At 42.1% G+C, this 14,281-nt stretch carries 14 protein-coding genes; all 14 read right to left on the bottom strand.

Annotated features, from left to right (window positions below):
• Positions 1-9 precede the first annotated feature (9 nt).
• The 14 genes from FAY30_RS13295 to FAY30_RS13360 all read right to left on the bottom strand — a co-directional run bounded on the left by FAY30_RS13295 (position 10) and on the right by FAY30_RS13360 (position 13,779).
• A complete protein-coding gene (locus tag FAY30_RS13295) occupies positions 10-465 on the bottom strand; it encodes an RpiB/LacA/LacB family sugar-phosphate isomerase (protein WP_149870330.1) in 456 nt (151 codons plus the stop codon).
• Positions 462-1,301 carry a triose-phosphate isomerase gene (gene tpiA / locus FAY30_RS13300; protein ID WP_149870331.1) on the bottom strand — a complete coding sequence of 280 codons (840 nt, stop codon included), beginning with the start codon at positions 1,299-1,301 and terminating at the stop codon, positions 462-464. The genes FAY30_RS13295 and tpiA overlap by 4 nt, the downstream gene beginning before the upstream one ends.
• An 11-nt stretch (positions 1,302-1,312) precedes the next feature.
• Positions 1,313-1,591, bottom strand: coding sequence for a BMC domain-containing protein (locus FAY30_RS13305; RefSeq protein WP_149872702.1), 279 nt, complete (start codon positions 1,589-1,591; stop codon positions 1,313-1,315).
• Positions 1,592-1,694: 103 nt separating this feature from the next.
• Positions 1,695-3,116 carry an aldehyde dehydrogenase family protein gene (locus tag FAY30_RS13310; RefSeq protein ID WP_149870332.1) on the bottom strand — a complete coding sequence of 474 codons (1,422 nt, stop codon included), beginning with the start codon at positions 3,114-3,116 and terminating at the stop codon, positions 1,695-1,697.
• A 2-nt stretch (positions 3,117-3,118) separates the two neighbouring features.
• A complete protein-coding gene (locus tag FAY30_RS13315; RefSeq protein ID WP_149870333.1) occupies positions 3,119-3,418 on the bottom strand; it encodes a EutN/CcmL family microcompartment protein in 300 nt (99 codons plus the stop codon).
• A 14-nt stretch (positions 3,419-3,432) separates the two neighbouring features.
• Positions 3,433-4,167, bottom strand: coding sequence for a hypothetical protein (locus tag FAY30_RS13320; RefSeq protein ID WP_149870334.1), 735 nt, complete (start codon positions 4,165-4,167; stop codon positions 3,433-3,435).
• Positions 4,167-4,826, bottom strand: a complete 660-nt coding sequence (gene pduL, locus FAY30_RS13325; RefSeq protein ID WP_149870335.1) for a phosphate propanoyltransferase — start codon at positions 4,824-4,826, stop codon at positions 4,167-4,169. Before pduL ends, FAY30_RS13320 begins: the two co-directional genes overlap by 1 nt.
• A complete protein-coding gene (locus FAY30_RS13330; protein ID WP_149870336.1) occupies positions 4,819-5,781 on the bottom strand; it encodes a DNA-binding transcriptional repressor DeoR in 963 nt (320 codons plus the stop codon). The genes pduL and FAY30_RS13330 overlap by 8 nt, the downstream gene beginning before the upstream one ends.
• A 301-nt stretch (positions 5,782-6,082) precedes the next feature.
• Complete coding sequence (locus tag FAY30_RS13335) at positions 6,083-7,699, bottom strand: PucR family transcriptional regulator (protein ID WP_149870337.1); 1,617 nt, start codon at positions 7,697-7,699, stop codon at positions 6,083-6,085.
• Between the two features lie 88 nt (positions 7,700-7,787).
• Positions 7,788-8,006 (bottom strand): hypothetical protein, encoded by a 219-nt coding sequence (locus FAY30_RS13340; RefSeq protein WP_149870338.1) that lies wholly within the window; start codon positions 8,004-8,006, stop codon positions 7,788-7,790.
• 22 nt (positions 8,007-8,028) lie between these two features.
• Positions 8,029-9,501: an NCS1 family transporter gene (locus FAY30_RS13345; protein ID WP_149870339.1), complete on the bottom strand. Its 1,473-nt coding sequence runs from the start codon at positions 9,499-9,501 to the stop codon at positions 8,029-8,031.
• Positions 9,502-9,652: 151 nt separating this feature from the next.
• The gene (gene hydA, locus FAY30_RS13350) at positions 9,653-11,074 is read right to left on the bottom strand and encodes a dihydropyrimidinase (protein WP_149870340.1); all 1,422 of its coding nucleotides are present in this window, start codon (positions 11,072-11,074) and stop codon (positions 9,653-9,655) included.
• A gap of 27 nt (positions 11,075-11,101) precedes the next feature.
• Positions 11,102-12,388 carry an NAD-dependent dihydropyrimidine dehydrogenase subunit PreA gene (gene preA / locus FAY30_RS13355; protein ID WP_149870341.1) on the bottom strand — a complete coding sequence of 429 codons (1,287 nt, stop codon included), beginning with the start codon at positions 12,386-12,388 and terminating at the stop codon, positions 11,102-11,104.
• A 35-nt stretch (positions 12,389-12,423) separates the two neighbouring features.
• Positions 12,424-13,779: an NAD(P)-dependent oxidoreductase gene (locus tag FAY30_RS13360; RefSeq protein ID WP_149872703.1), complete on the bottom strand. Its 1,356-nt coding sequence runs from the start codon at positions 13,777-13,779 to the stop codon at positions 12,424-12,426.
• Between the last annotated feature and the right edge of the window lie 502 nt (positions 13,780-14,281).

Below are 14,281 nucleotides of genomic sequence, written 5' to 3' on the forward strand. Positions count from 1 at the left end.
AACCTGCCTTTAACGATGTAAGAAGCGACTTTCAATTTCCATAATCTTCGTGACACGGCGGTCATGTCGGCCACCTGCAAAGTCGGTTTCCAGCCAAGTTTTTACTAATTGCTTTGCAAGACCTTCGCCTATAAATTGCCCGCCAATCGATAACACATTGGCGTTATTGTGTTCTTTACTGTTGATGACAGAGGATAAATCCCAGCACACCGCACCGCGGACGCCGGGGATTTTATTTAGTACCATCCCGCTGCCGATGCCCACACCATCGATCATGATGCCGACATAGTCAGCATTCGTGGCAACTGTTTCGCCAACCAGAAAGGCGATATCGGGATAGTCTACTGATTCACCCGCCTTACAGCCAAAGTCAAGATATTCATAACCTAGTTCAGTTAAATACGTTTTTAATGTTTCTTTCAGTTCGTATCCACCATGGTCGCAGCCAATCGCAACTTTTTTCATTTACTTTTTTCTCCTTTGGCAAATACATTAATTATTCCGTCAAACGATTGAGCCTTCAGGCTCGCACCACCGACAAGTACGCCATCTATATCCGGCATCACACAGTAGTCGGCAGCATTGCTTTCATTCGCTGATCCTCCATATAAAATCGATATTCCGACTGCTTGAGGGCCGAGAATTTGCTTCAAAACGGAGCGAATATAGGCATGTGTTTGCTGGGCTGAATCAGCTGTTGCTGATTGCCCTGTTCCAATTGCCCATACCGGCTCGTACGCAATAATCACTTCGCTGGAACTGACATCCTTCAATGCGCCGAAAAGCTGTGTCGTTAAAACTCGTTCCGTTTGCCGTGAATTTTTTTCTTCTAACGTTTCGCCGATGCAAATAATCGGTGTTAGCCCTGTCTTTAGCGCCTGTTTTACCTTTTTATTTACGAGTTGATCATCCTCGCCGGCATACTGCCTTCTTTCGGAATGGCCAATGATGACGTATTCGCATCCAACATCCAGCAGCATGCTTGTGGATGTTTCGCCTGTGTAAGCCCCTTGATCAGCCCAATGGACGTTTTGGCTGCCTAAAGCAATTGGTTTTCCTGATTGCTTGATCAAAAGATGTGCCGGATAGAGAAGCTGTGTCGGCGGACAGATAACGACAGATACATTCTTATTGCTCTTTAGGTCATGAAAGAATTCGGCTGCCTCAGCTACCATATTGTTCATTTTCCAATTGCCAATGACATACGTCTTTCGATCGTGTTGAAGCTCAAGACCGCTTAATGTATGACTAATTGCATCTCTTACAAGGTTTTTGATATAAATTTCAATGAATTGTTCCATTCTCTTTCACCTTATTCAGCTTTCGGTAAAATACCTTCTACATCACCGTTTGGACGTGGAATGACGTGTACAGAAAGTAGTGTACCCACACGCTGTGCGGCCTCGGCGCCCGCTTCTGTTGCTGCCTTCACAGCACCAACATCACCACGGACCATTACCGTTACAATTCCTGCTCCAACTAATTCCCTTCCCACTAATGAAACATTGGCTGCCTTCACCATCGCATCTGCTGCTTCAATCGCACCTACTAATCCTTTTGTTTCAATCATACCTAACGCTTCTTGACTCATTATATTTCCTCCTTTAGTAACCTCTTGTTTTTGTGTTGCCTCTTTTTCTTCTTGTGAAGGGACGATTTGTTCTTCCTTCGATTTGGCCAATTAATACACCTCGCTATATAATTCTAAATCCATCTACTAAAACGCAGCGGCGCTGACGTGTAAATGTTTTCGCACTGGTTAATCCTTCACCCGTCGGCCCGGCAATAGTCAGTGTTGTGAATCCTTCGCTTTCAAAACCTAAACCCGCTACTGAAGGTCCATTTTTCACAAAAATAGTCGCTTGGATTTCCTGCGCCATTTTTGTTAAATTAGTAACGTTTTGCGAGTGCATAATCGCTGTATGGCGGTTGCCCTTTTCAGCGATGACTGCAAGCTGAATTGCTTGATCGACATCAGTAACCCTGACGATCGGTAAAATCGGCATTAACATTTCTGTCATCACCAATGGGTGATCTTTCGTTGTTTCTGCAATGATTAACCTTACATTAGGGCTTGCTTGGATGCCGGCTGCCTGCAAGATCACCGGAGCGTCTTTTCCGATAAAGTCTCTGTTTGGATAAAACTTATCGTTTTTCTTCACCAATATCTTTTCCAGCAGCTTTTCTAATTGGAAGCCTTTCAGTTCAATGGCTCCGTTTTTCACCATTTCCGCTTTAAGGGCATTGGCTATTTTATCAACAACGAAGACTTCTTTCTCAGCTGTACATAACACGTTGTTGTCAAAGCTGGCACCTTTTACGATGTCAGCAGCAGCCTGCGGGATGATTGCGGTTTCATCAACAACAACAGGCGGATTACCAGGGCCGGCTGCGATCACCTTTTTGCCCACCGCCATCGCGGCCTTTACAACAGGACCGCCGCCGGTTACGACAAGAGCATTCACCATGGGATGATTCATCACTTGCGCAGACGTTTCCAGATTTGGTGCAGCCACAGATGTGAGTGCATTCTCCGGTCCTCCTGCAGCAGTTATCGCCTTGTTTAACAGCTTCAGTGTTTTAAGTGAAACTTGTTTTGCACTAGGGTGTGGGTTGTAAACAACCGTATTCCCAGCTGCAATCAAAGAAATCGAATTGTTAATCACGGTTGCAGCCGGGTTGGTTGAAGGCGTGATTGAACCAAAGACCCCAATCGGTGCATATTCGACAAGTGTTAATCCATCATCACCCGAATAAGCCGTACTGACTAAATCTTCAACCCCTGGCGTTTTATTCGCAGCTAAAAGAATTTTCGCGATTTTATCTTCGATCCTGCCAAGCTTTGTTTCTTCCACGGCAAGCTGCGCCAACTCCCTCGCATGCTGCCGGCTTGCTGCTCTCATGTTTTCAATCATTTGTTTCCTTGCGGCAGTGGTTAGCTTGCGCAGTTTTTCCCACGCCTGCTTTGCCGCAGCTGCTGCTTCATCAACAGTGGCAAACACACCATCGCCAAGGCTGATCCCTTCATCGGCATCAGCTTCGGCCGTTTGAGGATGCCCCAATTGCTGCAGTACTTGTTCAACCATTTTTTTGATATCGCTTTCATTTACTTGCAATATTAGCTACCTCCTTTTTTGAAAGTAAGGGCACCTTGTATTTCAATTTGATCGACGATACCTATAATCGCAGCATCTGTAGGGACACCATTTGTCATATCTGTTTGCCGTGCTGAACTACCGCTGACAAGTAACACCACTTCTCCTACACCTGCTCCGACGGTGTCAATCGCAACAAGCGGTTTACCGTCGTCGATAATCGTCCTTAAATCAAGCGGCTGGACGATTAGGAGCTTCTTCCCTTTCAATTTTTCTGCTTTGGTGGTGGAGACAATTGAACCAACCACTTTACATATGAGCATAGCGTCCCTCTTTTCTAGGAGTCTTTTTTCTTAATCTCAAGCTTTAAATCTTTTGCCAGGTCCATTGCAGATGGTGTCACCTTACTCCTTGCCGGGACGATGATTTGTTTAAGTCCTTCCTGAGAAGCCTTTTCCACATGTTTTGCAAGAATGAGAGATTGTTTCTCCCGGTATGCCTTAAATTGGTCATCAACAGTTGCTGCCAGCTTTTTTAAAGGAACCCATTTCACCTGATCCGCTTGAATCTGTCTTATGTATAACTGCAAACGATCCTGAACGGACTGGGGGGCATGGATTTGCTGGTACACATTTGGCGCTACATCATTGCTCGCGATGATAATCGGCTTGCCAAGCATTTGAAATTGTACCGTAAGCCAGACAGCCAGTTCATCATCTATCGTAAGGGCCAGCTTCGAAAGCAAACGATATGATGCCGCAGGAACAACAAGCACAGAGGAGTGTTCAACAACGCTAATCAATTGTTGCTGTGTTGCCTCTTCCAATAAAAGATAAGATGTTCCATTTAATGGATTTACAGCAGGGAGCCAATCCTTCGAAAGGATCCACGTTACTTTATAAGCTGTCAGTATTGGAGTAACTGCTTCCAAAACCGATGCAGGATTAGGAGATTGATAGCCTAAAAGAATCGTGATCGGTTGTCCTTTATTTTCATGTAAATGATTATGTAAATACTCTAGGACTACTTCCCTGACAATTTCTTTAATCTCTTCTTTACTACCCATCTCCATCACCCCCCTCCTGTATGCTTAGTGCTTTCCAGTGCCACAATCTCTCCCAACTGCCCATTTTTGATGTTAGCAGCATTGGCTTCGTCAAGGTCGATGTGCATCTCCAGCTTATACTTTGGTGAAACTCGTATTAAAACATTTGCAAAAATAACCCCGCGGTCTCCATCTACCTTCACTTGGACCCGATCCCCATCAGCTACACCAAACGACTCACTATCGCTAGGGTGCATATGAATGTGGCGCCTTGCACAAATCAATCCTTCATTTATTTTGATTTGACCCCTGGGGCCTTGGATTGTGATTGACGCCGATCCTTTAATATCACCGGAATTCCGTAACGGGGGTTTCACTCCAAGAGTAAATCCGTCAAATAGAGAAATTTCCACCTGGGTGCTGCCTCGCGCTGGTCCGAGAACCCGTACATGTTGGATCTTTCCTTTAGGTCCGATAAGGGTAATGGTTTCCTTAGCAGCAAATTGGTTCGGCTGGGATAAATCCTTCAACTTCTGTAATTGATAGCCGCGTCCAAAGAGCCGTTCCACATGTTCAGGTGATAAATGAATATGGCGATTGGAAACTGCAATCGGAACCTGCTTAGATTTTTGCAGTGTATTCCTGACAATCTCCTGGACTAATTCTCTTATTCTTTCTTTATCCATGAATGGTATCACCCCCCAATTCGAGTAAAGCCTTGGCAGTATATTGGTCGGTAATCAGGACATTGGCATGACCCCCGTGAAGGGCACCGTAAATCCCATCAACTTTTGTATTGCCTCCGGCTATAAGGATGCCGTATTCTTTTTCAACTAATTGTGATAGTTCAATACCAATCGTACGATCATTTAGAGCCTCGTGACTAATATGTCCTTTCAAATCAATAAACCGCGAGCAAATATCACCGACGGTTTTATTTGACTTTAGTATTTCGATATCATTGTCTAAAAAATAGCCGGCGTGCATCAATGTGGATTGTTCACCGGGCTCTCCTACCGTGAATATCGCAATATTTGCCTGTTTGCCTAGTTCCAAAATCCTTCTCACATGCCTGTCGGCAACAATGGCCTGCTTTACAACAATATGGTCAACAACCGCTGGAACCGGCAAGAAATGCGGGGTCGTATGAAAAGCATTTGCCAACCCATTGATAATCTCTGATGCATATGTACTGGATTCCGAGTAACTCACCCCGCCATTAAGCTGGACAATCGTTACATCCTTTACATTCTTAGGCTGCAGTTTTTTGACTAGTTGAAAAAGGGTTGTTCCCCAAGTGATCCCGATGGTATCTCCGCTTTGTACAATCTTATGCAAGTAATCGGCAGAAACTTCTCCTAGTTTCTCTTTTATTAGTTCATCCTCATATTCCGGAATCGGAGCGACAATACAGTCCTTTAGCTGAAATTTATCTCTTACCCTTTTTGCAAGCTCGAGAACATTTTCAGTGGGGTCACATATTTTTATATGGACAACACCCTCTTGAACAGCTTGGACGAGAAGCCTTGAGACGGTAGGACGGGAAATACCTAATTTCTTCGCAATTTCCTGCTGGCTGTAGTCTAATTGATAATACATTTTAGCCACTTCCACTAGCCGCGATATTTTTTCATCCGCCATCATCATTCACCTATTTTTCTATAGTTATCATATTCAAAAACAACCATTTCCTAAAAAAGTAAACGGTTTCAAAGCATTGTTTAACTAATATGTACAATATTTCAAAAAACACAAATAACTGAAATTATGCTAAACCATGATGAACATATGTTAATTTCATTATAACCGATGGAAAGCCACTGTCAATTACTCTTTCGGAGTATTTCGACATTTTATAGTAAAAAAAACACTCGCAATTTACAAATTGTAAGATTGCGAGTGTTCTTTTTCTATTCCTATAGTATTTTATTTCAAAATTAACTCACAAGACTTGATGGTCCCGCCTCTCTTTAGCAGCAGATAAGTAATCATGGACAAGAAGCATAAATTCAATGGCGACCCTTTTTTCGTGCGCCATAAAATCCTCCCCCAAGAGGTTTTCAAGCTTCTGGAGTCGATGGTATAATGTTTGCCTTACAATATACAGTTTGTTAGATGTTTCCTGTTTAGAGCCATTACATTCCAAATAGACTTTTAACGTTTCTAGAAGCCTGGCATTATATGTACGGTCATATTGAATAACAGGCTGAAGATATTCTGCTGACAGCTCCTGTAAATCGTTATACACACTTAATTGAGAAATGAGACGGTATAAATGTAAATCCTCGTAAAAATGGGAAATTTGTTTGTTTGGCATTTTTTGTTGTATTCGAAGAGTCTCTTTTGCTGATTGATAGCTTTTATGTACGTCACCTACGGAATGAATAAACTTCCCGGCTGCGATGATGAATTTCGCCGAGGATTGTTTCTGAATAAATTCAGATTCCTTAATGGATTCGATTGCTTTTTTAATTCGTTCCTTCAAATTCCTTTTCGTACGATTATTCAATAGAATGAAGGTAATTACGTTTCTTTTATCAACAAAAAAAACCGAAAATCCATTTTGCTCAAAAATTGATCGAAACAATAATTTTAAATAAGTCATATCCTGACCTGCTTTTTCTTTCATAGGGATATGTTTCGTGAGGATAACCACAGCATCATTCGTCTTTGTTTTTATTCCATTTTCTAATAAGTAATCATGGATTTCCTCGAGTGAATGCTCATTCTCCAACCAGCCATGGAGCCATTCAAACTCTTGCACCCGCTTTTTTTCCTCTACAAATAAATCTCTTAATAAATGCTGGGCTAATGCAGTGGCTGTTCGATCCAAAATCAATAAATCATATTCGTTGATCGGAATATCTTTGGAATATATAAACAACTCGGCATATTCCTGACCAAATAAGAAAATTGGCGATGCAGCGATATGTAGATTGTCTTGTTTTTTTGCCTTTTTTAGCTGTTGTATAATAACAGATTGTTCACTGCTGCTTATTTCTGGTACAAATTCATACTCCTGATTTTTCAGACGGAAAATAATTTGGACATCTAAAGCCGAGAAAATAAACTGAAGGATATCCTCGTATGTTTCGATTGTTAGCAACTGTTTATTTAGGCTCTGTGAATAATTCTCTAAATCCGAAATTTTTTGATATTGCTGATTAATGATAACCGAATGTAAATCTTGGGTAATTTCAACAAACGGAACTTCTTTTTGAAAAATAATGATCGGAAATTGATGTTCATTGGCAATTTCAATGACTTCATCAGGAACTTTAGTTAAATACGTTCCAATCTCCATACACAATCCAGCGGCATTTTGTTCAATGAATTCCCTGACCATTGACACAAATAAAGTTGAATTGTCCTTCCAGGCAACACCGGTTGATAAAATGAGCTCATGCCCATTTAACAGATTCCGAATACTAGTCGCTTCCACCACATGAACCCATTTGACGGTCCGCTGGATGCCTCCATACCCTGCAATCACTATGGCATGTTCAAAATGTTTTCGCTTAAAAATATCTGCGACCGTTAATAGGAAATGTCCCTTCATACCTATGATTCTCCTTGAACTTAAGATATTTGGGTAAAGAAGGATTGACCATTCGACCAATCCTTCCCTAATTTTGCGAAACCCTTTCTTAGCTGTTTGCCTGTTTCTGGTTAATTAAAAAATGTGAGAAATACTTGCGGCCATTTGCTGTTCCGATAAGAAGGGTTTCGGTTACGTTGCCATTTGGGTGTAGAAAATCAACGGAAGCTCCGTTTAAATGTTCTCTTACCCCACTGATCCGGCAGCCCTTTTGGATAAGGAAATCAATTTTGTCTCTTTCATCGAGAAATTGCTGATGTTCTGACATGTTATCCTCCTCAAATTCTGATTTAGTATAAATCTACATTATTTGGAATTTCCTCTATAACAGGTTCAAATGCCTTGTCTTCGATAACCCAATCACGGCCAACAGAAATACCTAAATATTTTTCATCGCTGGGATCTTCAATTTCCGCTTGCTTATATTTTTTGAACCACCAGTATTTAGCAAGGACATAGTAGATTCCTGCACCAACTAAGAAGCCTATTAAAAACCCATATTCCGGCACAAAATAGGATGCAATTCCACCGATAATCCAGGCAAAAAATCCAGCAGCATTTACACCGCCCATATATTTATACTGACCATGATCTTCATATAATTCAGGGACATTAACACGTCGTTTCCGAAGCAAATAATAATCGGCAAATAGAATACCTACAATAGCCGATAATATTCCCCCGACAATGAGCAGAATCGGAATAATGACACCAAACAATGTCCATGGCTGGACGATGGTGCCAACAATACCTGCAGTGATTACACCCGCCCAAAATGGAAACTTCGGACCTCCCACATTAGAGAATATGGTGGCTGCTGGAACAACATTTGCGGCGGTATTGGTTGACCATTGGGCCAACACAATCATCAATAGCAGAACAGCAAGGATAAAACCGCTAGCAGATTCCTGAAGCGCAACAACAGGGTCGTAATTTAATACCGCAGCATAGGCAACAGCACCAATAATGATCATAAAGGTTTGCGTTAATGGCATCGCAACCATGTTTCCAATTAAGGAGCCTTTATTACGTTTAAACCAGTTCTTTTCATGTGCGGGCGCTTTAATAAAACGGGAGATAGTCGGTATATCGGCACTCAATGTTGCCCAAAAGCCCATGTTACTGAAAATAACTACTAAAAAGGCAGTAAAGGCAGCACCGCCCGTAACAGGGGACTCCGCCCAACTCCAAATATCTCTTCCGGCAGCTGCAGCTTTATCTGATAAAGACGAATACATCCACAACGAAATTAAGATAATGATAGGAGCAGCAAGGTCAGCAAATCGCTCAATCGATTTAATTCCTAAAGCAGTATTAACTAATTGAACAACAGCAAAAATGAGGAAGCAGATAAACCAATTATCAAAGCCAAATAAAATATTCAAGATGCCGTTCATGGCTGTCGCACCAAAATACGTATTAATCCCAAACCACATCGATGCCGTTACACCACGCGTAATAGAAGGAATATGGGTACCAATCGTACCAAAAGGTGCCCTCATATAAACAGGAAAGGACAACCCGTGTTCAATCCCAATATCAGCGATTAATGAAATGAAAAAACCAATCGCGAGGCTGCCAATGACGGTGGCGAGAATTACCCAGGGTAATGAAAGGCTCATAATCCCGGAGCCCCCGATGGCAAAGGCGGCAAGAACGACACACATTCCTACCCACATAAATGAAAACCCTAATTTGGTTATTTTTCGATCCTTTTGATGAATCGGTAATAAGTCGGGCGATTTTAAGTGGCTTTTTTTCATATGAACACTCCATTTCGGTTATTCTACAAGAATTTTAGATTCCAAAATTCAAAACCGACAACAGCATTTCAATTTAAAAACGGCAATTGCCCAGGATGTTCTGAGCAATTGCAGGAGTGGTTCCATAATTGGTGAAGTGAAGCTTGCTCATTTAGTTGATTGATAAAGTTTGGTCTTGGGCCGTTGCGGCACTCGTATTATATTTTGCCCGTTTCAAATATTGCCCAGATCCCGGATTTCCCACAAACTGCTTATCACGGATCACATATTCCCCGCGAACTAAAACAGAAACCGGCTCCCCCGTCACCTTCATCCCTTCAAAGGCGTTGTAATCTACCGCCATATGATGGGTTTCAGCTGAGATCACCCGTTCAATCGCTGGGTCAAAAATCACGATGTCTGCGTCAGCACCAATAGCAATTGTTCCTTTATTCGGGAACAAGCCAAACAGTTTGGCAATGCGAGTAGATGTGATATCAACAAATTGGTTGAGACTAATGCGTCCTTTTTTCACTCCCTCTGAAAATAGAATGGATAAACGATCCTCAATAATCGGTCCCCCATTCGGGATTTTAGTGAAGTCCCCCTTCCCTAAATCCTTTTGCCCGTTAAAATCAAACGAACATTGATCAGAGCCAAGTGTTTGCAGCTGACCGCTCTTTAAGGCATTCCAAAGAACTTCCTGGTTCCATTTTTCACGTAATGGCGGTGACCAGACATATTTTGCTCCTTCAAAATTCGGCTTTTCTAAATAGCTCTGGTCGAGGACTAAGTATTGAGGACATGTTTCGCCCCAGACATCAAAACCCTTACTGCGTGCCTCCGCAATTTTTTCTACTGCATCAGCACAGGATACATGGACAACGTAGAGCTGCGAGTTTGCCAGTCCGGTAAGCTTTGCCGCCCGTCCTGTTGCCTCACCCTCTAATTCAGGCGGTCTTGTTAACGCATGATAAATGGGTTCTGTTTTTCCTTCCTCTAATGCCTTTTTCGTTAAATAATCGATGACGTCGCCATTTTCCGCGTGGACCATTACCAATGCTCCGTGTTCTTTCGCGGAAACTAGTGTACGGAATAATGTTTCATCATCAGCTTGGAACACATTTTTGTAAGCCATAAATACTTTAAACGAGGTAATCCCTTCCTCATTTATGACCTGTGGAAGTTCATTAAGAACATTTTCGTTAATTTCTGAGATCATTAAGTGGAAGCCATAATCAATGACAGCTTTTTCACGTGATTTGTCATGCCACGTTTGAATCGCATTTTTAAGCGGTTCCCCTTTATTGGTTAAGCAAAAGTCAATTACGGTTGTGGTTCCGCCAAAGGCAGCAGCAATGGTGCCCGATTCAAAATCATCTTTTGTCACCGTTCCGCCAAAAGGCATGTCTAAGTGGGTGTGAGGGTCAATCCCTCCCGGAAAGACAAGGCAGCCTTTCGCATCAATGACTTCTGCACCAAGAGCTGATAAATTCTTGCCAATTTGTGATACTTTGCCATCTTCGATTAATATCTCTGCTTGGTACGTGTCAGAAGCAGTAACAATTGTGCCATTTTTAATAATTTTTTTCATTGATTGGTTCCTCCTAATCTATCTCTCTTACTTGGTTACATCTGCTTTGCATTCTACTGCAACATTTAAAGCGGATTGACGCTCATTCCATGTCATTGGCGGCAGCTCCCTTGCTGCTTCAACCATGTCAATCGCACCATCAACCGGACAGACAATTGAACATAAATTACAGCCTACACAGTCTTCCTCTCGTACCTTAAGATAGCTTTTTCCTGATTCATCTGTAAGCATATCGATGCATTGATGGGACGTATCTTCACAGGCAACATGACATTTGTTGCAATTGATACAAACATCGGTATTGATTTTGGCAACAATATTGTAATTTAAGTCCAAATTCCCCCAATCCGAGTATCTTGGGACAGACTTTCCAATAATGTCTGATACAGATGCAATCCCTTTACTGTCTAAGTAATGGCTGAGGCCCTCAATCATATCCTCGACAATGCGAAAACCATGGTGCATTGCGGCTGTACAAACTTGAATCCCCGTTGCCCCCATGAGCATAAATTCCACTGCATCCTGCCAATTCGATATGCCGCCAATTCCGGAAATTGGTACATTAATATGCGGATGTCTGGCACATTCTGCAACCATATTAAGGGCAATTGGCTTAACCGCGGGTCCGCAATAACCGCCGTGTGCCCCTTTGCCTGCGACATGCGGGATGGTATTCCAGGAGTCAAGATCTACTCCCATTAAGCTATTGATTGTGTTAATCATACTAATGGCATCTGCTCCGCCATTACATGCTGCTTCGGCTGTAGCGGTAATATCCGTTATATTTGGAGTCAATTTTACAATAACAGGTGTCTTGGCCACTTCTTTTACCCAATATGTTTGCCTTTCGACAAGCGCCGGCACCTGGCCGGAAGCAGAACCCATTCCCCGCTCTGCCATTCCGTGCGGACAGCCAAAGTTAAGTTCTAGGCCGTCAACCCCGACATCCTCCACCCGCTTGACAATTTCATGCCATTTTTCCTGCTTTGGCTCGACCATTAACGAGGCGATAATGGCATGGTCAGGGAATCGCTTTTTCGTTTCGTAGATTTCCTTTAAATTCACATCTAATGGCCGGTCGGTAATGAGCTCGATATTATTAAAACCCGCTACCCTTTGTCCGTTAAAACTAATCGCGGCAAATCTGGATGATACATTCAAGATCGGATCACCTAATGTCTTCCAAACTGCCCCGCCCCAGCCGGCTTCAAAAGCCCTCTGAACTTGGTAGCCTGAATTGGTAGGCGGTGCAGATGCCAGCCAGAACGGATTAGGAGATTTTATTCCTGCAAGATTAATGCGTAAATCAGCCATCACTTTTCCCCCTTTGTGATTCCTAGATTAATAGATTAATTTGCCAAACCTACAGCTGAATTTTGCTTGTGGATTGCATAGGCAACATTTTTCCCTTGCTGGGCAGCTGTTACGACCATTGCATCCCCTTTTCCTTTACCAAAAACCACATCACCGCAAGCAAATATTTTTGGATTGGAAGTCTGGAGGGTTTCTTGTTCGACCTTTACTACACCGCCAGCATGCTGCAGGCCAAATGCTTCGATTAATTCTAAGTGCCTTGTTTGTCCGATTGCCTTTACCACTGCGTCCACAGGAATGACGTGTTCGGAACCTTCCATCTCATATGGTCTGCGGCGGCCATCCTTTTCAGGTTCTCCAAGTTTCATTTTGATGCATTCAATCCCCGTTACCTTTCCAAATTCATCGCCAATAATCCTTTTTGGTGCGGTTAACCAACGGAATTCTACCCCATCTTGTTTCGCAAATTCATATTCAAAATTGTAAGCAGTCATTTCCTCTTCAGTTCTCCGATATAAAATCTTAACGTTTTCTGCCCCTAAACGAACAGAACATGTTGCCCCGTCAATCGCGGTATTTCCGGCTCCTATGACCACCACTCGTTTACCGACAAAGCTTTGCGATAACTGACCGCTTTTCGTTGCCTTCACAAATTCAATTGCATCATAAACTCCATCCAAATTTTCACCTTCCACACCGAGGTTAGGAACATGTGCCATTCCTACAGCCAAGATGATGTTATCGAAAACTTCAGTTATTTCTTGAACTGAAATATCCTTTCCGACAACTGTGTTCGTTCTAATTTTTACATTTAATTTTTCAACCTGTTCGACTTCCCAAAAGGAAATTTTTTGCGGCAGCCGGAACGAAACTATACCATAAGTATTTAATCCCCCCGCTCTTTCAGCAGCTTCAAAAATAGTCACATCATAGCCCAGTCTGGCAAGTTCCCGTGCAGCTGATAATCCGGCTGGGCCGCCGCCAATCACGGCAACTGTTTTACCATTTGAAACACCAGGTTGAAAAAGAGTTTGTTCGTTTTGGATTGCCCAATCTGTTGCGTACCTTTGGAGATTGCCAATCATGATTGGTTTTGTGGAATGGTTGAGAACACAAGCTCCCTCACAGAGCTCCTCTGTAGGACAAACCCTGGCACAGCTTGCCCCAACAGGATTCGAAGACATAATGGTTTTAGCAGATCCAAGCAGATTTCCTGAGGCAATTTTTTTAATAAAGGATGGAATATCAATTCCGGTAGGACATGCCTTTATACATGGGGCATCATAGCAATAGAGGCATCGGTTTGATTCTTCAACAGCTTCTTGCTTTGTTAGTGCTTGTTCCACCTCAAGAAAGTTGTCATCAAGGTTAGACAAGGATATACGCTGCATTTTTTCATTCGCCAAGTGAAATCCTCCTTCAATTTTGAATGGTTAATTTACTAGAAATGAAAGCGCTTTAAAAATAAGAGATACCTAAATTTACACCAACCCCTTTTGGATGAATGAATAATATCCAGAAAATTCCGCATCTTATCTTCCATTTTACAGTTCCTTGATAGGCAATTCACCATACAACTTGTAAAATGATGACAGTATTTCATTATCCAATATGTAAAAAGAAATTTGTTTCCACTAACCGCTATGATAGTCGACTGTCATAATAGCCTTCTTGTACATATTTGAATTCTTTTTCAATTTATCACAACCATATCAAAAAAAATGTAAAAAAATGACGAATTAGCCATTTTTTGAATAAAAAACTTTCGACATTCGTAAATTACTTGCTGACATTTGCAGAGCAGATGAACATTTCGGTCCAATTAGTGAATCTTAATAAAAAATTAAGGATAATTATCTATGATCATGGCATACTAACGTTTTAAGTGAGGAG

Source organism: Bacillus sp. S3, from assembly GCF_005154805.1.
Lineage (GTDB): Bacteria > Bacillota > Bacilli > Bacillales > Cytobacillaceae > Neobacillus.